17 protein-coding genes are annotated in these 20,334 nt (G+C 56.2%); 6 read left to right on the forward strand and 11 right to left on the reverse strand.

Annotated elements, in window-relative coordinates; all coding sequences use genetic code 11:
* Position 1 precedes the first annotated feature (1 nt).
* Genes ACR0J4_RS22100 through ACR0J4_RS22110 form a run of 3 tightly spaced genes read left to right on the forward strand, consistent with a single transcriptional unit; the run spans position 2 to position 3,579 of the window.
* Positions 2 to 886, forward strand: a complete 885-nt coding sequence (locus tag ACR0J4_RS22100; RefSeq protein ID WP_170644289.1) for an efflux RND transporter periplasmic adaptor subunit — start codon at positions 2 to 4, stop codon at positions 884 to 886.
* Between the two features lie 58 nt (positions 887 to 944).
* Positions 945 to 1,397 (forward strand): (2Fe-2S)-binding protein, encoded by a 453-nt coding sequence (locus ACR0J4_RS22105; protein ID WP_170644287.1) that lies wholly within the window; start codon positions 945 to 947, stop codon positions 1,395 to 1,397.
* A gap of 1 nt (position 1,398) precedes the next feature.
* Positions 1,399 to 3,579 (forward strand): molybdopterin cofactor-binding domain-containing protein, encoded by a 2,181-nt coding sequence (locus ACR0J4_RS22110; RefSeq protein WP_170644285.1) that lies wholly within the window; start codon positions 1,399 to 1,401, stop codon positions 3,577 to 3,579.
* A 7-nt stretch (positions 3,580 to 3,586) separates the two neighbouring features.
* Here ACR0J4_RS22110 and ACR0J4_RS22115 read toward each other — a convergent pair whose 3' ends face one another.
* From ACR0J4_RS22115 to ACR0J4_RS22160, 10 genes are read right to left on the reverse strand one after another with little or no spacing between them, the layout of a single operon-like run.
* A complete protein-coding gene (locus ACR0J4_RS22115; protein ID WP_170644283.1) occupies positions 3,587 to 4,408 on the reverse strand; it encodes a 3-oxoadipate:acetyl-CoA acetyltransferase in 822 nt (273 codons plus the stop codon).
* 1 nt (position 4,409) lies between these two features.
* Complete coding sequence (locus ACR0J4_RS22120) at positions 4,410 to 5,294, reverse strand: intradiol ring-cleavage dioxygenase (protein WP_170556315.1); 885 nt, start codon at positions 5,292 to 5,294, stop codon at positions 4,410 to 4,412.
* Between the two features lie 39 nt (positions 5,295 to 5,333).
* Entirely contained in the window at positions 5,334 to 7,091 is a 1,758-nt protein-coding gene (locus ACR0J4_RS22125; RefSeq protein WP_170644281.1) for an FAD-dependent oxidoreductase, read from the reverse strand.
* A gap of 26 nt (positions 7,092 to 7,117) precedes the next feature.
* Positions 7,118 to 7,696, reverse strand: a complete 579-nt coding sequence (locus ACR0J4_RS22130) for a VOC family protein (RefSeq protein WP_170644279.1) — start codon at positions 7,694 to 7,696, stop codon at positions 7,118 to 7,120.
* Positions 7,697 to 7,699: 3 nt separating this feature from the next.
* Entirely contained in the window at positions 7,700 to 8,767 is a 1,068-nt protein-coding gene (locus tag ACR0J4_RS22135) for a branched-chain amino acid ABC transporter permease (RefSeq protein WP_480668825.1), read from the reverse strand.
* On the reverse strand, positions 8,767 to 9,630 hold the full coding sequence (locus ACR0J4_RS22140) for a branched-chain amino acid ABC transporter permease (RefSeq protein ID WP_170644277.1): 864 nt from the start codon (positions 9,628 to 9,630) through the stop codon (positions 8,767 to 8,769). The genes ACR0J4_RS22135 and ACR0J4_RS22140 overlap by 1 nt, the downstream gene beginning before the upstream one ends.
* Positions 9,627 to 10,337, reverse strand: a complete 711-nt coding sequence (locus tag ACR0J4_RS22145; RefSeq protein ID WP_170644275.1) for a branched-chain amino acid ABC transporter ATP-binding protein — start codon at positions 10,335 to 10,337, stop codon at positions 9,627 to 9,629. Before ACR0J4_RS22145 ends, ACR0J4_RS22140 begins: the two co-directional genes overlap by 4 nt.
* Positions 10,337 to 11,056, reverse strand: coding sequence for an ABC transporter ATP-binding protein (locus ACR0J4_RS22150; protein WP_170556311.1), 720 nt, complete (start codon positions 11,054 to 11,056; stop codon positions 10,337 to 10,339). The genes ACR0J4_RS22145 and ACR0J4_RS22150 overlap by 1 nt, the downstream gene beginning before the upstream one ends.
* A 49-nt stretch (positions 11,057 to 11,105) precedes the next feature.
* Positions 11,106 to 12,380: an ABC transporter substrate-binding protein gene (locus ACR0J4_RS22155; RefSeq protein ID WP_170556310.1), complete on the reverse strand. Its 1,275-nt coding sequence runs from the start codon at positions 12,378 to 12,380 to the stop codon at positions 11,106 to 11,108.
* Between the two features lie 25 nt (positions 12,381 to 12,405).
* On the reverse strand, positions 12,406 to 13,467 hold the full coding sequence (locus ACR0J4_RS22160) for a maleylacetate reductase (protein ID WP_170644273.1): 1,062 nt from the start codon (positions 13,465 to 13,467) through the stop codon (positions 12,406 to 12,408).
* A gap of 105 nt (positions 13,468 to 13,572) precedes the next feature.
* On the opposite strand from ACR0J4_RS22160, the gene ACR0J4_RS22165 reads away from it, so the two are divergent.
* Positions 13,573 to 14,502 (forward strand): LysR family transcriptional regulator, encoded by a 930-nt coding sequence (locus ACR0J4_RS22165; protein WP_170644271.1) that lies wholly within the window; start codon positions 13,573 to 13,575, stop codon positions 14,500 to 14,502.
* Positions 14,503 to 16,000: 1,498 nt separating this feature from the next.
* Here ACR0J4_RS22165 and ACR0J4_RS22170 read toward each other — a convergent pair.
* A complete protein-coding gene (locus tag ACR0J4_RS22170) occupies positions 16,001 to 16,852 on the reverse strand; it encodes a helix-turn-helix domain-containing protein (RefSeq protein WP_170644269.1) in 852 nt (283 codons plus the stop codon).
* A gap of 64 nt (positions 16,853 to 16,916) precedes the next feature.
* Between ACR0J4_RS22170 and ACR0J4_RS22175 the strand changes: the two genes are divergently transcribed.
* Together ACR0J4_RS22175 and ACR0J4_RS22180 are read left to right on the forward strand one after the other, a co-directional pair.
* A complete protein-coding gene (locus ACR0J4_RS22175) occupies positions 16,917 to 18,518 on the forward strand; it encodes an ABC transporter substrate-binding protein (protein ID WP_480668826.1) in 1,602 nt (533 codons plus the stop codon).
* 83 nt (positions 18,519 to 18,601) lie between these two features.
* Complete coding sequence (locus ACR0J4_RS22180; protein WP_170644267.1) at positions 18,602 to 20,077, forward strand: M81 family metallopeptidase; 1,476 nt, start codon at positions 18,602 to 18,604, stop codon at positions 20,075 to 20,077.
* Positions 20,078 to 20,334: the final 257 nt, after the last annotated feature.

The raw sequence follows: 20,334 nt of genomic DNA on the forward strand, positions 1-20,334 counted from the left end.
GATGCTATCGATTTTGGTCACCCAAAGGCCCATTCTTTCGGCCACAGTCTTTGCGGCTCTGTTCTGGGCTCATGCGCCTGAGCAGGCATCTGCAAGTGGAGCGGAGTTTGAAGGTCGTATCGAAGCAGTCGACCGATCGGACGTTTATAGCCGGGCGGAGGGCATCGTCGAAGAAGTGCTGGTTGAGCAAGGTGAGTATGTCCAAGCGGGCACGCCATTGCTGCAGCTACGAAACGATCTGGAGAAACTGGCGGTTCATGGTGCGCGTGCAAAGCTGGCCAAAGCCGAGGCTCTGTTGCTTCAAGCCCGAGATAGATTGGAACGCGCAGCCCAACTCTCTACGCGGGGAGCGGCAACAGAGGTTGCATTGTTGGACGCCGAAACAAATCTGGCTTTGGCTGAGGTCGAAAGGGCTTTGGCGAAAACCGAGTTGGAGATCGCACAAACCAACTTCGACGACACGCTCATACGTGCACCGATCTCAGGACATGTTGAAGACCCGCGTGTTGGACCGGGTTCGCTGGTTGAGTTCAATTCCGGCGACCCGCCCCTGTTTCAACTCGTAAATCTCAACCGCCTGCGCGTTGTGTTCGAGCTTCCCTATGCCCAATGGGTTTCAGGGCTGAACACAACTAACACGCGCTCAGAGGAGTTATCAAAATCTGGCTGGTTTCGTGTTGAAACGGAAATTGGTCGGGTTCTGTCAGATGCAATTCGGCTCACTGGATCGGCGGTCTGGTTCGATGAAAACAGCGGAAAGATACGTGTCTGGGCAGATCTGGAAAACCCCGACCTAACGTTGCGACCGGGAATGAAAGTTCGTGTCACGCCCGTGGTCAGCCCAGTCACCGGCGCCGAGCAGGACCACTCCATGGTCAGGCCATGACGACGAATGCCACTTCACAAGAATCTATCAACATCAGGCATCACAAGGACTGTTCCAAATGATCAAATTCGAATTGAACGGCCGACCCGTAGAGGTTGATAACCCCCCTGACGAAATGTTGCTGCTGGTCCTGCGAGATACGCTCAAACTCAAAGGTACGAAATACGGATGCGGTGCTGCTATGTGTGGGGCCTGCACGGTGCATGTGGATGGTGTGGCGAGCTTCGCGTGTCAGATGTCGGTTAGCGACGTGGAGGATGCGCAAGTCACGACGATCGAAGGATTGTCCGAAGACGGCTCGCATCCCGTGCAGAGGGCCTGGATCGAAGAGCAGGTCGCGCAATGCGGCTATTGCCAGTCGGGTCAGATCATGCGCGCGGTGGCACTTCTGGCGGACAATCCATCCCCGACGCGCGAAGAAATCGTCGATGAGATGAGTTCGAACCTCTGTCGCTGCGGGACCTATAACCGAATTTTCAAAGCCATCGAACGTGCAGCCAAGGAGGTTTGAGATGACCATAAACATCAACCGCCGTGGGTTTCTACAAGGCGCTGCTGGACTGACGTTTTTCATCGGTGCGGCTGGCATCTCATCCGTCCACGCTGAGGCAGCCGTTGGCACTCTGGATGTCAATCACTGGTTGACGATCCGGGCTGATGGAAGCATCCGGATCGTCTTCCCGTCGACCGAAATGGGGCAAAGCAGCTACTCCACACTGCCACAAATCCTTGCTGAGGAGCTGGATGCTGCATGGGAAGACGTTGAGATCGAACAGCTAAACGCTGATGATCGACGCTTTGGAAATCAGCTGTTTGGCGGTGTTCTATATACGGCTGGCAGCACCGGAACGCAGTTCTATTTTGACCCGATGCGCAAGGCGGGCGCGCAGGCGCGCGACGTTTTGCTGCAAATCGCAGCACGTGAATGGGCTGTGGACAAAGCCAGCCTTAGGACCGAACCAAGTGTTGTTTTGGGCCCAGATGGCCAACAGGCAGGGTATGGTGAACTGGCGGCGCTCGGTTTGACAGATGTGACGGTACCAGACGCTGAAGCCGTGCCTCTGAAAGACCCATCCGCGTTTCGGATCATCGGGCAAGACCTACCGCGTCGCGATGTTCCGGCCAAAAGTACAGGTCAGGCCGAATACGCGATCGATGTGGATGTGCCCAATATGGCTTATGCGGCTGTCCTACGCGCACCAGTCGAGGACGAGGTACCGCTTTCCATCAAGGACACTGCCGCACACGAAGTACCAGGCGTTATCGATATCGTGACGGTACCGGACGGAGTCGCCGTGGTGGCAGAAAGCCTGTGGTCTGCCTTGGGGGCACGGGGGTTGCTAGAGGTCGAATGGTCCACCACCTCACCCTTCCGGACCTCAAACAGCGAAGACACGCTGGCCGAATACGCCGCCGCTGTCAGCGCCCCGGACGCGTCGGGGGCAACCTGGGCTGAAAAAGGCGACGCCGCTGCAGCTATTGGCAACGCTGACCGTCAGTTTTCGCAGCTTTATTTGTCGGACTACGCCTACCACGCTCAGATTGAGCCGATGGCGGCTGTCGCTGATGTCGACGCGGACGGACAAGGTGCCGAGGTTTGGGCAGGCACGCAAACGCAGTCATGGACCGCGCGCACCGTGTCGGAGGTGTTGGGCATCCCCGTCGAAAACGTTCGTCTGAACATGATGACTATGGGCGGAGGCTTTGGTCGACGCACAGCCCTGATGCAGAACTATGTGCGGGATGCGGTGCTGTGCTCTAAGGCCGTTGGACGCCCTGTAAAAGTGATCTGGCCGCGTGAAGATGACGTGAAGCAAGGGACTTTCCGCCCCGCTGCGGCCCAAAAGCTTGAGGCAGGGCTGACAGCGGACGGAACATTGGACGGGTGGTATCACAAGGTCGCAACACCAACGGTCATTGGTTTCTTCAACCCGCTGCGTTGGGACGCGGTGAACCCGAACGATGTGATCTCGATGCGGGGTGCAGAGAGCAAATTCTATGGGATCAAGGATTTCCGCGCCGATCACCTCATCATGGACCGGCACGCCCGCCTTGCCCCCTATCGCGGTATTGGCGCGTCCTATACGGCCTTTGCGGCAGAGTGTTTTATGGACGAACTGGCAGAAAAGGCCGGGCGGGACCCATTGGAGTTCCGGCTGGACCTTGTTTCCGAAAACCCGCGTGGGCGGCACCTGCTTGAGAAGGTGGCCGAGATGTCCGATTGGCAAAATCGGGGAGATCGAAACCTAGGGCTTTCTTTTGCAGGCTACAGCTCGTCCATGGCCGCAGGTGTGGCGGAAGTTGAAGTCGACGCGGACAGTGGAGAGATCCAGATCACCAACTTCTGGGCCGCAATCGATGCGGGCCTGATCGTCACGCCAGACAACGCACTCAATCAGATCGAAGGTGGCATCGTGTTCGGAATCTCGATGGCTCTTTCCGAAAAGATCGACATCGAAAACGGCGAAGTGGTGCAGAGCAACTTCTGGGACTACGAGATCACACGCGCGGCGCAGATGCCGGAAATCGAGATCTACATCGCAGAGGTCGATGCGCCGCCTGTTGGTGTTGGCGAAGTTGGAACTCCGATGGTGCCTGCGGCCATCGCAAACGCGTTCTATACCGCGCAAGGTAAGCGCCTGCGCCACATGCCGTTTACGCCGGAACGTGTGGCTGCTGCATTGGGCAGCTAGTGTCGGTTCATAGCCCGAGTATCTCACGTGCCTGGTCGGCTGTCGCAACCGGGCGATTGTACTGGTCACAGATCTCAGCAGTGCGCTTTACAAGCGCTGCATTTGATGGTGCCAGCGTATTGCGATCTAGGCGTACGTTGTCTTCGAGGCCGGTTCGTGCATGGCCACCAGAGGAAACTGCCCAGTAGTTTAGAACCTCCTGCTGGGCACCAATGCCTGCAGCGCACCAAGGCGCACCTGGAAACAGTCGGTCAACTGTCTTCACGTAGAAATCGAATACGTCCCGATCCGCAGGCATCGCGTTTTTGACACCCATGACAAATTGCACATAAGGCGTGTCTTTGATTTGCCCTTTCTTATGCATCTTGGCCGCCTTCAGGATGTGGCTCAGATCGAACGCTTCGATCTCTGGTTTGACGTCATATGTCGCCATTTCAGCCGCGAGCCAGTCGACAAGATCGGGTGGGTTTTCGTAGACGCGCGTGGGGAAATTGTTCGACCCCACGGACAACGACGCCATATCCGGCCGCAACGGCAACATGCCGCCCCGCGTCTTGCCCGCCCCCGATCGCCCTCCAGTCGAAAACTGGATGATCATGCCAGGGCAGTGTTTCTCGAGCCCCTCTTTCAACCTTGCGAACTTTTCCGGGTCGCTCGAAGGCGTCTCGTCATCATTTCGAACATGGGCATGGCAGATGGATGCCCCCACCTCAAAAGCGGCCTGTGTGCTTTCGACTTGTTCCTCGACTGTTATGGGCACAGCCGGGTTGTTGGCCTTGGTTGGTAACGATCCGGTTATTGCAACACAGATGATGCAGGGTTCAGACATTTCACGCCTCTTTCGGTGCGAGGACAAAGTCGAATTCGACATCCCAATAGGGACCTTCAAAGCCAACTTCCGCAGATCGCGCCGGATCATCGACGCGATTGAATTCGGCGATCAGGCTTTCTTTGACGCCAAATACAGCATCCGAGTTGATATATTGGTCATCGGGATCAAAGATATGCGTGGTCAGGTCGTCGTATCCGTCTTTTGAAACGATGTAGTGTAGATGCGCCGGTCGGTACGGGTGTCGACCAAGACGCTTCAACAGATCGCCAACTGGCCCATCATCTGGGATTGGATAGTTCTTTGGCCGCACCGCACGGAACCAATAGGTCCCATCGGCTCCGGTTGTGAAGACGCCACGCAGGTTGAAATCAGGTTGAATACCTTTCTGTTGCACATCGTAAAACCCATCGTCATTGGCTTGCCAGACATCAATCTTGACGCCTTCCAACGGGTTGCCTTCCACATCCGTGACACGACCCCGTACCACCATGTCCTCGCCTTTTTGATCCAGACAGATGTTGTGCCCCATCTCGTATTCCGGGGCACCTCCCACATGGAACGGCCCCAGCACAGTGTTCTCTGAGGCCCCGGTGGGACGACGAGAGTTCACGGCATCCACCAGCATCGACACGCCGAGAACATCGGACAGAAGAATGTACTCCTGCCGCCAATCATCGCACATGTGTCCGACCTTGGTCAGGAACATGATTGCCTCGAACCATTCCTGCTGCGTTGGTTCGATTTCCTTCACGGCTTCGTGGAGTTTTCTGGTGATGACCTCCATCACATGCTTCAGCCGTTCGCTTTCTGCGTTTTTATTGCGTGCCGTGACGACCTCGGCCGAGTTTTCCTCGGTAAAGTATCCCATCTCATGCGAGTCCATTTTGGCCTCCTGACTTGTGTAAGTTTGCTCCAGATTGGCTCATCGCGAAAGGACTGTGGTCAGCGCGCGACGCAGTTCGGCTTCGGCGTCAGCAGCCATATCGGCTGAGCGCCACGCCACGTGTTGATCAGGACGGACCAACAAACAGCCCGTATCCGAAATCTCCGACGCGCGAGCCCAATCCCCGGTGTGGTCAACATAAGTCTGGCGCGGGCCGATGACGTGACAGCGAATGGGCATGCCCAGTTCTTTCGAGATGGTCTCGGCCGCCGTTACCCAAGCCTCTCCACCAATCCCGGTCAGAACGGTGAATTCTCCGCGACCGCATAAATCCAGAGTTGAATGTTTGCTCCCTGTATCATGATCAAACACCCAGACATGTGGAATACGCGCGCCGGGCCAAGTCGTGGGCTGGTAGTGCAGCTCCGCATCCTGATCAAAACCGGGATCGGGTTGACCATCCGTTTCAATCGCACAGGAGTCGTAGCGTTGGTTCATTTCTACGCCATGCGCATCGAACTCATATTTTTTAAAGGCAATCGCCTCGCGAATGGCCTGTCTTTGTGCCGCAGCTTCAGGTGTTGATCCTGTGCGAGCCTCAAGGTTGCTTTGCATGACCTCTGGGTCGACGCCTTCGGCCATTCCGAGTGACTCAAAGATCGGTCCGAATTCGCCAATGGATTGATTGGCTCGCGTGACGATCTGTTTGGCGACTGGAGCGCGTTCTTCGCTGTAGCTGTCGAGCAGGCTCTCTCCGGCATGGCCTTTCAGGACAGCCGCCAGTTTCCAGGCGAGGTTGAAGCTGTCCTGTATTGAGGTGTTCGACCCCAGCCCGTTTGAAGGCGGGTGCCGATGCGCGGCGTCACCCATGATGAACACGCGATCCTTCTGCATATGGGTCGCGTACATATTGTTGACGGTCCAGGTGTTGGCGCTGATCAGTTCGATCTCAAGCTCAGGGTCGCCAACCAGTTGCCGCGCAACCTGAGTGGCCATGGCCTCGTCAACTTCGGGCGCTGGTTGGTTGATGTCATAGCCCCAGACAATGAGCCATTCGTTCCATGGGCGGACCATGCGGACCAGACCCATGCCGATGCCGCCTACATTGGCACCCGGTTGCATCACCCAATAGAGGACCGATGGCCGATGCGCGACGTATTTACTGAGGTCCGCACGAAACAGGATGTTCATGGACCCGCCGACGCCCATCTGACCTTCAAAAGGCAAACCGGCATGTTCCGCGACCAGAGAATTACCCCCATCCGCGCCGACAAGGTATTTCGATCGGATCGTGATTTCTTCGCCCGACAAACGATCGAGGCATGTGGTCGTTACGCCTTCTGCGTCTTGCTCATGTCGCAAGTATTCGGTGCTCATGCGCGCTTGCGTACCGCGACGGCAGGCGGTGCCGAACAGGATCGGCTCCATGAATGTCTGCGGAAGGTCGTTCATCATCGTCGGGCTGGACAGAAGGTGCTCGGCTTTAGACAAAGGATGATTGCCCCAGCTTTTCATCCGTCCGATTTCCTCACCGGCGAGGCTTTCGCAGAACACGTTTTCACCCATCAAATCCTGATGCGCGGCGTGCATATAAGCTTCGGCCTCGACCTCATGACCAAGGTCGCGCAGCACCTCCATCGTGCGCTGATTGGTGATATGCGCCCGCGGCGTATTGGCCAGCCAGTGATAGCGGTTGATGACCATGTTCTCGATGCCATAGCTGGACAGCAAAGCCGCCGTTGCAGACCCCGCCGGGCCGGTCCCGATGATCAGGACATCCGTTGTGATGGTGGCCATAAGCTCTCTCCCTTATTCTTTGATTGTTAGGACCGCGGATCCCAGAGGCGGCCGTCATATTCGGCCTCATAGGCTTTGCCGTCCGGGTAGCTGACCAATTCCAGCTGCATGCCCCAGGGGGCGAGGAAATAGACCCAGGTTTCGCCAGCGCTTGGCCCGTCGGTCATGGTTGTCGGGTTGCCCAGGACCTCAATGCCCTTATCCTGCAAATAGCTGACGGCACCTTCCATATCGGTGGTATAAAACGCGATATGATGCCCGCCGATATCTGAGTTTCGCGGCAGTTTCGTATCCTGATCCGGCGCGGTATATTCGAAGATCTCGAAATTTGCGCCATTGCCGCAGCGTACCAGCCGCATCGTCGGGATCTCGGCCTTGGCGTCCACGTTTAGATGGTCCGCCATCCAAGTGCTGTCGCCGCCCGAGAACGGTCCCAACGGGTAGAACACATTGCAACCGATGACGTCCTGAAAGAAGGTGACGGCCTCATCGACACTCGGGACTGTAAATCCCACGTGGTCTGTGCCCGTCATTCCCGGCAGGGAACTGTCAGCAAATGCGCCAGTTCCAAGTGCTGTGACTGCAACCTTCGCGAGTGTTTTCATGGATCAATCCTCCTTGTTCGACTGCGCGCCAACCACCAAACGACGGCGCACGGGGAATATTTGAAGTCCGGTTTTCTCAGAGATCAGCCCCCAGATGCCGCGCGGTGCGAAGAGCATGACGGCGATCCCGATCAGCCCGAGCACCATGAGGTACCAGGAGCCGTAGTCAGCCAGCAGGCTCTGCAAGATGAAGAAGATCAGCACGCCCAGGATCGGGCCTTCGATGGTGCCGATGCCTCCGATCACGACAATGAAAATCACGTAGGCCGTCCAGTCGGTGACCGAGAACGCTGCGTCCGGAGAGATGCGCAGTTTCTGTACGTAAATCAGAGCGCCCGTCAGTCCCGTCCCAGCGGCTGAGACGAGGTAGACCAACCACTTCATCCGCACCGCATCAACGCCAACGGATTTCGCTGCTTCGACATTGTCGCGTACCGCAGCCAGCGCCAGCCCGCGCTTTGTTCTGAGCAGCCAGTAGATGCCCGCAATCGTTGCGATCACCAGCGCCAATGCCAGCCAGTAGGTCAGGATATCGCGCGCTGCCGCTCCGCGAACGTCAAAGGTGGTCTGGATCCACTCGGTGGCCCACATCTCACGCGTCGCGGTGCGCGGCAGAGAGGTTCCAGTGCCGCCGCCGAGCACTTTCCATTGTGCCACCAGCAGGCGCATGACCTCGGCGATGACCCATGTGCCGATGGCGAAGTAAGCTCCTTGCAGCCTGAAGGCGAAGAAAGCCGTGGGTATGGCGACAATCAGGGCTGCAACGCCGCCCAGCAGGATTGCCGGAACCGGGTCCATACCCCAAAGGATGACACCGCCGAACATGGCGTAGGCCCCCATGCCCACGAAGGCTTGCTGGCCGACGGACACAAGGCCACCATACCCCGCCAGCAGGTTCCAGAACTGCGCCAGTACAAGCATGGTGAAGATGAAGAACAGGTCTTGAATCAACCCTCTGCTGGCAAAGGTCGGCAGCAGGATGAACAGGATGATCAGGGCGATGCAGACAGCTCCGGCACTGTAGGACGCGCGGGTCTGGGTCTGAACGCGGTACATTGAAAGGTCAGCCATCAGTCCACCGCCCTTGGAAACAGGCCTCTGGGTTTGATCAGAAGCACGATGAGAAACGCCAGGTGACCGGCCAGGATTTGCCATTCGGGGTTGATTGCGGCTCCGACAGTCTGCGCGACGCCGATGATGATGCCTCCGATCAGAGTGCCCCACAGACTGCCGAGGCCACCAATGATCACGGCCTCAAAGGCGTAGATTAGGCGCGCTGGGCCGATATTGGGGTCAAAGTTTGCCCGCATTCCCAGATAAAGCGCCGCCAAAGTCACCACGAGCATTGCGATCGCGGTCGCAGTGGCGAAGATACGTTCTGGCCGGATACCCATTAGACCCGCTGTCACCGCATCATCCGAAGTCGCGCGGAACGCCCGCCCCAATTCCGTTCGATAGAAAAGCTGGTTCAGACCGACGATGACAAGGATTGCCGAGGCAAAGGTCAGCAGCGGTAGTACGCCGAGGTTCAGCCCGCCCATCTGAACGGAAGCCGTTGCAATCTCACCCGCAGGCAAACGTTGGCTATCGGCTGAGAACCCTTCGAGCAGAGCATTCTGCAAGACAACCGACAGACCGAATGTCACAAGCAAAGGCGGCAGGATATCAGGCCCCAGCACGTGGTTCAGCACATGTCTCTGCAAAGCCCAACCCACGCCAAACATGATCGGTGCGGCAATGATCGCTGCCAAAAACGGAGAGAGACCAAGCAGCGAGACCAATAGAAGGATCAGATAGGCCGCAAAGACGATGAGATCGCCATGGGCCAGATTGACCAAACGCATTATCCCGAACACAAGGCTAAGTCCTGCAGCGAACAGCGCATAGAGCCCGCCCAACAGAACGCCCTGAATGATGGTGTCGATCCAGATCATGCGGCGGCTCCTCCGAAATAGGCGTCGTGAATGGCCTCGCGGCTGAGCGTGTCTGCGGTTCCTTCCAGCGTGACGCGGCCCTCCATCATGCAGTAGACGCGATCCGCGACTTTCATCGCCTGGCCAATGTCCTGCTCCACCACGATCAGGCTGGCCCCGGCCTCCTGAATGCGGGGGACGGCATCGTAGATGTCTTTGATGACCACCGGCGCGAGGCCAAGGCTGATCTCGTCACAGAGTAGAACACGGGGGTTGCTCATCAGCGCGCGACCGATTGCAACCATCTGCTGTTGCCCGCCAGACAGGGCGGTGCCGGGGTGGTTGCGGCGCTCTTTCAGGATCGGGAACAGGTCGTAGATTGTTTGCAAAGACCATTGGCCAGATACCTTGCGGCCATAGGTGCCGATCAGCAAGTTTTCCTCGACGCTTAGGGAAGGAAACAGCCGGCGCCCCTCGGGCACCATGGCCACGCCGCGCGCCATGATCTCATCAGCAGCCAAGCCCCCAATGGGTTGGCCGTCAAAGCGCACTTGATCCGACCCGTTGGTCAGAACGCCCGAGATCGAGCGCATGAGTGTCGATTTCCCGGCCCCGTTTGCCCCGATGATGGCGACGGTTTCACCTTCGCCCAGATGGATATCCACGCCGAACAGGGCTTGGAAATCTCCGTAATGGGCGGTCAGCGCGTGGGTCTCTAACAGGCTCATCAGACTTCGATCCCCAGATAGATTTCTTTGACTTCCCGGCTGTTCATGATCTCATCCGGTTCGCCGAGGCCGATGACCTTGCCGAAATCCAGAACCAGTAGCCGTTCGACGACCGAGGTGAGTGCATGCAGAACGTGTTCAATCCAGATGATCGTGACGCCACTGCTGTGCAGTCCTTTGATCGTGTTGATCAGTGCTGTGCATTCCGCGTCGGTCAGCCCCCCGGCAATCTCGTCCAGCAGCAATAGCTTTGGATTGGTTGCCATCGCGCGGGCCAACTCCAGCCGTTTGCGTTGCAACAGCCGCAATCCACCGGCCGTGTCATTAGACACATCCAAAAGTTCCGTTTTCTCGAGAATGCGGGCGCAGTCCTGTTCGACCTCATGTTCGGATTTGCTCTGCCCATGTGTCGCGGCCACAAGCAGGTTTTCGAACACTGTCAGATGATCAAACGGCTGAGGGATCTGGAACGAACGCCCTATGCCCGACAAGCAGCGCTGCATGGGCGGCACGCGCGTCACGTCAACCCCGTCGAAATGGATTGATCCAGCATCAGAGGTCAGGTTGCCGGTAATCAGATTGAACAGCGTCGACTTGCCCGCCCCATTGGGGCCAATGATCCCAAGGGCCTGCCCCTGAGCGACATCAAAACTGACATCGTCAGTGACGGTGAGCGCACCGAAGCTTTTCGAGACGTTTTTGAGCGAAAGAATGGTCATACCGGAGTTCCTGCCCCGGACAGGGTCCGGGGCGCTGGTTTCATTGCGATCAGGAGATTTCTTCCATCACACCTGCGGTCGGGATTTCGGGTGCTGAAGAGTTGTCGACGATCACGAGGTCATAGCTGCCATTGTCCAAGAGCCTCCACTGCCCTCCGACCAAGGGTGTTTTCGCGACATTCTGCGCAGCGAACGGTGGCAAGCCCGCACCATCAAAGGCGATCCGGCCAACAATGGAATCCAACTGCGTCGCTGCGATAGCCTCGGCTACGGCATCGCCATCACCCGCGTCATCAACGCGGCCCATAACGTTGGCGGCCATTTCAAACAGCGCGTGTACAAAGCCGATAGGCTGGGTCCATTGGCGGCTTGTGGCGGCCATGTACCCTTGCGCCAATTCAGCCGAGCTTGCGCCGGTCAGCGATGACGAGAACGGATGGGTTGGCGACCACCACACCTCGGAACTCAGGTTGTTGCCTGCGTTGCCCAGGGCCTCAACCGCTTGCGGGAACAGGATGGCTTTGCCGATGCTAGCCGCCTTGGGGGTGAAGCCTTGCTGCTTGGCCTGGCTCCAGAAGGTGGTGAAGTCAGGCGGGATCGGCACGCCGGTTACAATTTCGACATTCGCTTGGCGAAATGCGTTGATTTGGGCCGAGAAATCGTCGGTCAGGTTCTGGTACCGTCCGGGATCTGTCAGTGAATAGCCCAGTTCTGACAATACTGGCGGGAATCCTACATTCGCGTCGCCCCAAGCATTGCCATCACCGTCATTCGGGAACAATGCACCGACCTGCTTGTTGGTCTCCAATTGGCCCCACATCGCCGTAAAGACTGAGATAACGTCCTCAAGGCCCCAGAAGAAGTGATAGGCGTAGTAGAACGGCTCCCAACTGGCTGGATCGCCGGGGTTGCCCTGCTGGCCGATGAACCACGGCTGCCACGGGGCAACAGTGGAAATACACGGAACTTCTTCGGCCTCACAGGTCGAGGCAACCGGGTTGGTCGTTTCTGGTGTCGAGGCGACCAGCATCAGGTCGATCTCATCATCCACGATCAGCTCGCCCGCGACATCTGCTGCCCGGTTCGGGTTCGACTGGCTGTCCTTGACGATGACTTCGAAATTTGCACCGGCTTCGGACGCGGCGAAGTTCTCCAGAATAAACTTGTCGGCCTCGGAGAAGGCGGCCAGAGGACCTGATTGCGGGCTGACATAGCCCAGCTTGATCTTGGCACCCTGAGCGATAGCGGGCGCAGCGAGCGTGCCGGCGGCCAGCCCGAGGCCGGTTGCAGCGCTGGATTGCAGCAATTTGCGTCGTGTGATCATGTGTCCCTCCCTTGACACGGTGAAGTCAAACGCTTGGGGCGTTTCCCGCCCACGCGTTTTGAAGAAGCGCACGCAGCCCGTCAGCGGTGACCGGCTGCGGGTTCCAATACGGGTTCTTGAGTGCGATTTCGGTGGCGCGATCCAGATCGGCCTCAGACAGGCCAAAGTCCTTCAGAGCCATTGGTGCGCCCATGGATTTGGAAAAATCCCAAAGCGCCTGGCCGGGCTCAGAACCGTCGAGAATTTCCGACACGGGTGCCAGCAGCTCCGGCACACCCATCGCGTTGTAGGCGATGGCATGGGGCAGAACGATCGCGTGGGTTTCCGCGTGCGGCAGATTGAAGGATCCGCCCAGCGTATGGCAAAGCTTGTGATGCAGAGCCATTCCGACCAGACCAAGTACCGTGCCGCAGGCCCATGCACCACGCTGCGTTTCTTCTCTGGCTTTCAGGTCGTCGGGGCTTTCGACAACGGTCGGCAGACCTTCCGCAAACGCCCTAAGGCCGTCGATCGCCAATTCCGTGGTCTGATCCGTGCGATCCTTGGCATAAAGCGCCTCGGCTGCATGAGCCATTGCGTTCAAGGCGCTGGTCACGGTCATTGCGGGCGGCAATGACGCCACAAGTTCGGGATCGTACAGAATGACCCGCGGCAGAACCTTCGGGTCTGTCAGGGTAGTTTTGATGCCATCCTCAGTCTGGCCCAGGATCGGAGTTGCCTCGCTGCCGGCATATGTTGTCGGGATGGCGATTTGTGGCAAAGAGGTCCGAAGGGCAATCGCCTTGCCTAAGCCAATCGTCGAACCTCCACCGATGGAGACAATGCTATCGGCATTGACTGACAAAGCGTGTTCAACCGCTTCTTCGGTCACGCCGACCGGAGTGTGCATTGTTGCCCGAGTGAACACGCCTGCAGCACGATCTCCAACAGTTGTCGCAAGCTCCATTGCCATATCGACTTGTTGAGGCGTCGACAGGATTATCGCCTTATTCGATCCCAGCTCCGCCAACTCCGTGCAGATATCGTTGCGCAATCCTGCGCCGTACCTGACTTTCTGGCCGTTGATGCTGGTGGTGCTGAGAGCCATTGGGCGGGTTCCTGACAAGCGATGGATTGCGGATCTGGGGGGAACGCTAGCAGGCAAAGACAGCACTCTTGATCGAATTATCGACCATCAATATAACTTTGGGTTATGAAGCTTGATCCAAGACATCTCGAGATTCTTGCGGCTATCGTCGAGGCAGGAGGGTTGACCGAAGGCGCTGCTTTACTTGGGAAATCTCAACCCAGTGTCTCCAGAAGCGTCTCTCTCTTGGAGGACAGGGTGGGAGAGCCCCTATTCCTGCCGACCCGAAGACCATTGCAACCAACTGAGCTTGGTCTTGCGCTTGCTCAGGAAGGTCAAAGAATCTTAAGCGCGGGTCGCCATGCAAGCCGCGTTGTGGACGAGTACCGTCAGGGCATTGCCGGTGCAGTGCGGGTTGCGGGTACGCCGATCTTCATGGATGGTGTTATCTCGAACGTGATTGCAGAGTTTCAGGCCGAGTATCCCAATATTCGGATCGACCAATCCTACGGATACCCCACTGAACTTTTGTCCCAGTTGTCCGCTGAAACTCTGGACTTGGCCATTCTTCCTATGCGCCCGGCAGACGTGTCTGATGAGTACGCGTTTCGTCAAATCCTGCCTGGTCGAAACGTCATTGCGTGCCGTGTTGGGCACCCTTTGGCGCGCAAGAAAGAGGTGAAGCTGGAAGATATCACCGAGTTTTCCTGGATCGCGCCACCTGCAAACAGCCCGCTGTTTCGTGACTTGAGAAACACGCTGGACGGTATCGGTATGCGAGACCTCAAAATCAGTTTCACAGGCGGGTCCTTGAGTGCGGTTGTGAACGTTCTGACGGGTTCAGACTCCCTAACCGTTTTGCCTTTTTCGGTGGTCTTCATGATGCAAAGACAAAAAACTTTGGCAGCACTTCCGATAAAAATCGGTGATCCCGACCGGCACTTGGGATGCGTTACGCTCAGCGCTAGAAGCATGCCGGCTTCGTCGGAGCGCGTTCTTGAGTTCATAAAGCAGAAGTTCGAAATGCTTGATCGCTTGATTTGTAGCGCGGGATGATCTCTCTGACCGGTCTAGCCTGAAACAAACCGAGAGCTCTCGTGGGTTTATGAAACCCGCACGAAGTTTTAGACGCTTGTTGTTCAGTGCTTGCTGTCTCAGGGATCCTATTGTGTTTAGTCGACCTCTGTATGTTTTTAGGTCAGAGTTGTTTGACGTTTGGCTCAGAGTGATTGACGAGAATTACCGATTTGGTGAGGTTTTGGAGTTCTATTGAGGCAGTAGTCGGTAACGCTCTACAGTTCTTGTTGAACGTCGGAAGAATTTGACCTTTGCTTCATAGACTAACCCAACACCACCTGGTCATACTCCCGTAGACAGTTTCGTTTGATCTGACTGACCTTCCTGAAAACGAGAGCTGATTTGCGGCCCAAATGGTTTCAAACTTGTGTTTCCAGGTTCGGGAAGTCCTGCACAACTTTTTCAAAGTACTCGACAGACGTCCCGGTGATCGGTGGGACTTGTTCGAATGGAGGTAGTAAAGCGTCAGCCAAAACAACTTGATAGACCAGCTTGACATCACCTGCTCGACTTACCCGCTAGCCAATCCATTTTCAGCAATGAAATCCGGTAGAACACTTATGCTGTCTCCCGCAACGTCAAGAGCGGAGAGGAAGTCTCCATTGTTGGAGATTATCTTTTGGCTAGCTTGAACTGAAACGTTGCGACCTGCATGAGAGAAGTTGCAAGTTTTTGAGTGGCCTTGAGCACTTTATGACATCAGCAAGTCTGGGTTCAGATCGCGCGGATGATCAGACCTGGAAATGGGATGTGTCGCAAAATTTTGGGACAGCTGGAATTAGCGGTTTACTGGGCAAACCTATCTTGTGATCTCGGCAAATAGCCGAAAGCCAGCCGCTGTGGAGCTAGAGAATTGCAGCTTCCGGATCGAGTTGGATATCTTAATACCGTCCAGAGTACGCGAGGCGGATCAGAACGTGCACATTTGCCGTGCGCGTCGCTTGACTAAGCGATGATCCTGCTCGATCAGGATGTTCAAGTAATTGGACTTAACTGTTTGGATTTTGGCTGAGCAACCAAACCGACTAAGGATTTTTTCACTTCTCTAATGCCTGCCGCAGAGGCTCCACTCTTGTCGATCACGGTCGTGTCTGGAATTCCATTTTAAGACTGCGCTTTGGCAAAGAACCTTGCTTTCGCTGGACGGTTCTTCTGCTCCGACAGCATAAAATCAAGGGTATTTCCCGCTTCACCGGCGGTCCTATGGATGTAGATCGATTCGCCGTGAACACTGCGATCATCGGCGAATACTTAGCAATTCACCTGTTGAAAGTGGCGTTGTCCATCCGCACGCCGCGTTCAGCCACGTTCTCTTCGAGGTCACGATAGGACACCGTATACCGCAGATAGCATTACACGGCGTGCAAAAAAGGTAAGATCAGACATGTTTACTGATCTCGCTATTGAGACGTGATCCACCCCCACCAGCAGAAACAAATGGGCACCGACCCCCATACGCAGGTATCCTGCGGTTCTGCTACTCAGTAATAATATTCGCACCAGAGTCTGTGGACGTACCAAGAAGGTGTTGACGAACCTTCATATCCAGTTTGGTGCTCTTCAAATCGACGATACCGCTTTTCGAAAACAGCTCTCGCACTGAGCGGTAGTTTTCAGCTCTCTTCCAGACGACAGGAGAAGAGGTCGGCGTTCGGCCGGACAACGAAGCGAGATAAGACATCGTACCGAACAATAGCTTTGCCTTGTCGCGATGGGGTTTGTTCAGAATGTACAGGCTGACAGGTGCGTCTGGACCGCGTTCGGAATCGACGACAAAAACCTGCCCCGCGCGGAAGGCGGCTTTGCCATCACATCTTGTCCAGCGGCGCGTCGATGACTTTCCTTCGCTTAAGGCTTCGACGACACGGCTGTAAACCGTCCCGTTCCGCTCATCCAAAAAGGCAACGTTGACAATGGCTTTGGTTGGATCGTTCGGTGCGCGAAAGAACACTTGATAAGATCCGAGAAATGGCCGCAGCCGTTGAAGATCACCTGGGAACACATCGATCAGAGGGTCTCGTCGCCGATCCGCCTCGGTTTTGGCGAGTTGGGTGGTGTGGAGCCGCAGTTCTGCATGATCTCCCAGCAAGATATGCTCGCCCACGTCGAAGAACCGGCTAATGCGGCGCAAGTTGTTTGGCGAGGGCATGCTGCGGCCGTTGAGGTACTTGGCGAATTGCTGATGGTTGATGCCAATCTCTCTGCAAACAGCTGCCACTGACGGGTAATCCGCACAAAGGTGACGCAGGTTTGCAGCTAAATTCTGGTGCATCGATGGTTGGGCCTTGGCTAGCATAAACTCGCTAAAGAAAGCATAATGTGGCGTCATTGTTAAGCTCAAATTGGTGCGTGATCTTCCGAGCAACAGAAGAAGGCTCAGGGAAGGTCAAGCAATGGATAAGTTTCAATACGTGCGGCAGATGGAACAGCGTCTGCAATTGCGTCAGGTGGATCGCCGCCAGTTCATGCGAGGTGTTTTGGCAACCGGCATGACCGTCGGTGCAGCAACGCTTCTGGCGGATCGCGCTATCGCGGCCACGCCCAAAAAAGGCGGAAGCATGATCGCTGGGATTGGTCATGGCGGGACGACTGAGCAACTCAATCCCGGGCAGATATCAGCGGGTTTCCTGATCCCGTTGAGCCTGGGCATGAACGGTTTCCTGACTGCGATCGACGCGGACAGCAACGTGCAGCCGTCACTTGCAAAATCATGGGAGGCCTCGCCGGACGCGTCGGTTTGGACCTTCGAGATGCGCGACGGGGTCGAGTTCCACAATGGTCGTACAGTGACAGTTGAGGACGTGATTGCCTCGATCAATTTTCACAGCGGAGAAGGGTCAACCTCGACTGGGGCGCCGCTGTTAGCCGGTGTGAAAGAATTGCGTGCGGACGGGCCAAACACCATCGTTTTCGAGCTTGAGGGCGGTAACGCAGATTTCCCGGCCATCCTCAGTGACTACCGTTTTGCTATTCTGCCGGCAGAGGGTGACAGCATTGATTGGCAATCCGGTATTGGTTGCGGAGCCTATCAGCTAAAGGATTTCCAGCCAGGGATTTCGGCGGATCTGGCCCGTCACGGGAACCACTGGAACTCTGATGTCGCGCATGTGGACGAATGGAAACTTTTGGTGCTGCTGGATACGACCGCACGGATGGCGGCGCTGTCGGCGGGGTCGGTCGACATTGCCGATAAGGTTGATCCAAAGACGGCCAAATTTGTCTCGCGTGATCCAAATGTTACGCTGCATTCGGTTGCCGGTACGCAGCACTACTCCTTCCCGATGCTGACCAATGCCGCGCCGTTTGACGACAACAATGTGCGTCAGGCGATCAAATGGGGCATCGACCGGCAAGAGCTGGTGGACAAGATTCTGCTGGGTTACGGCGAGATCGGCAATGATCATCCAATCGGGTCCGGTCAGAAGTATTTCAATGCTGAGCTTGAACAAAAGACTTTCGATCCGGACAAGGCAAAATACTATCTGAAACAGGCTGGTCTGGAGTCGCTGAATGTCGAACTCTCGTCCTCTGACGCTGCTTTCCCTGGCGCGGTGGACGCGGCGACGCTGATTTCGAACTCGGCCGCGAAATGCGGGATCAACGTTTCTGTCAAACGAGAGCCAAATGATGGTTATTGGTCCGAGGTCTGGACGAAGAAACCTTGGTGCGCCAGCTATTGGGCCGGACGACCGGTCGAGGATCTTATGTTCTCATTGGCGTTCCAATCCGGTGTCGCTTGGAACGAATCTCTCTGGTCGCATGAGAGATTCGACAAGATTCTGGTTGAGGCTCGGGCTGAACTGGACACCGAAAAACGTCGCCAGATGTATGGCGAGATGCAGGATATTGTCGCCAATCAGGGCGGTGTCGCGATCCCGATGTTTGCGTCATACGTTTTTGCCACGCGCCCAAGCGTTGGCACGCCCGAAAAATTCGGTTCGAATCTGGATCTGGATGGAAGCAGCTTTATGGAGCGTTGGTGGAAAGCCGAATAACTCTGGTGAAATATGATAGCATCGCCAAAGATCAGAGGATGGCTCGCGCAGCCGTCCTCTGACGTGTTGGGAACAGAGAATTTATGAAACTTTTCATTGCAACACTATCTACAGAGACGAACACGTTTTGCACGATGCCGACTGCGATGTCGGGTTTTGAGGACTATTTCCTGCGGCATGGTACGGCGACACAGGAGCCTCCAAACCTTATGACGGAGGCACTGCATCTGTGGCGTGAAAAGGCCGAAGCTCTGGGCTGGCAGGTTGTCGAAAGCCTGACCGCCATAGCCGAACCCGCCGGACCGACCACGCGCAGCTGTTATGACGCATTGAGCGGCGAGATTCTGTCTGATCTCGCGGAGTGCGGTGGTGCAGATATCATCCTGCTGCAACTGCACGGCGCGATGGTGGCTGAGCATATCGAGGATTGCGAGGGCGATATTCTGGCTCGCGTCCGCGAACAGTGCCCGGAGGCAACGATCGGTGTTTCGCTGGACCTGCATTCTCATCTGACAAAGAAGATGCTGAACGCCAGCGATCTGATCGTGCATTTCAGAGAATACCCGCATGACGATGCAACGGCCTGCGCGGCCGAACTGTTTGATCTGGCAAAGCGGGCAAATGCGGGTGAGATCGCGCCCAAGATGGCGTTTTTTGATACCCGTATGATGAACCTCTATCTGACTAAAACCGGGGCTATGAAGGATTTTGTAGCCGAGATGGCCGAAGCTCAAACCAGACTCGGTGTGTTATCAGTTTCATTGAGTCACGGTTTTCCCTGGGCTGACGTCGAAGATGTCGGCGCGCGGATGCTTGTTATTGCAGATGGCCAAGCACAACTGGCCGCGCAACTGGCTGAGGAGTTGGGGTGGCGCTTCTTTGATTTGCGCAACGAGGTGACCACGCGGTATCTACCGATCTCCGAGGCGCTGGATCAAATTGCTACACGGTCCGGTCTATGCGTTCTTGCGGACATGGGTGACAATTCAGGCGGAGGAGCGCCGGGCGACGCCACCCACTTGCTGAAAGCCATGCTGGAGTGTGGAATGACACATTTTGCCAGTGGTCTGTTCTGGGATCCCGGAGTAGTGCGGATTTGTCAGGATGCGGGTATAGGAAGCAGATTGAAGCTTCGGCTTGGCGGAAAAACCGGTGTGGTTTCAGGGGATCCGATCGACCTGATTGCAAGGGTTATGAACATAGAGACAGGCCTGGGTCAGCATCTCGGCACTGGTCTTGAACCAATGGGTACCGTGGTCTGGCTCCGCTTGGATGGCGAGATCGACTTGCTGGTCAACGATCTGCGTGTTCAGGTTTACCATCCTGGAGCCTTCGAGCAGATCGGCATCCGGCTGGCTGAGAAATCGGTGGTAGCGGTGAAATCCCTGTTCCATTTCTATGGCCCTTTCAGCCAAATTTCGGATCACATCCTGCAGGTTGCCAGCCCCGGAGGAACACAGCCTGCGTTTCACGACCTTGCTCTCACCAAGCGAAAACTGCCTTTCTGGCCTGCGGTTGCGCAGCCATTCTTAGATGAAAGCCTTGTGGACGCCGGATAGAGGTTTCAATCAAACAGGTCTGGCGGACAGAATCCAATCGCAAACATACTCAACCACTAGTGCTGTAGAGTAGGGTTTGGGCCGGGTCAGAGAAAACCCGTTTCGGGGTCTTCATCTCGTTTCCGCTTGTACCGCCTGTATGGCTTGCTGAACCAGGCCTTGGCTATTGAGGCGCAGACGTTGTGAGGGTGTGATCTCCGTGATGCCAAAACGCGGGGTTGAGCTCAAGGTTAGCAGATATCTGACGCTCTTCATCC

The organism is Ruegeria sp. B10, assembly GCF_056539825.1.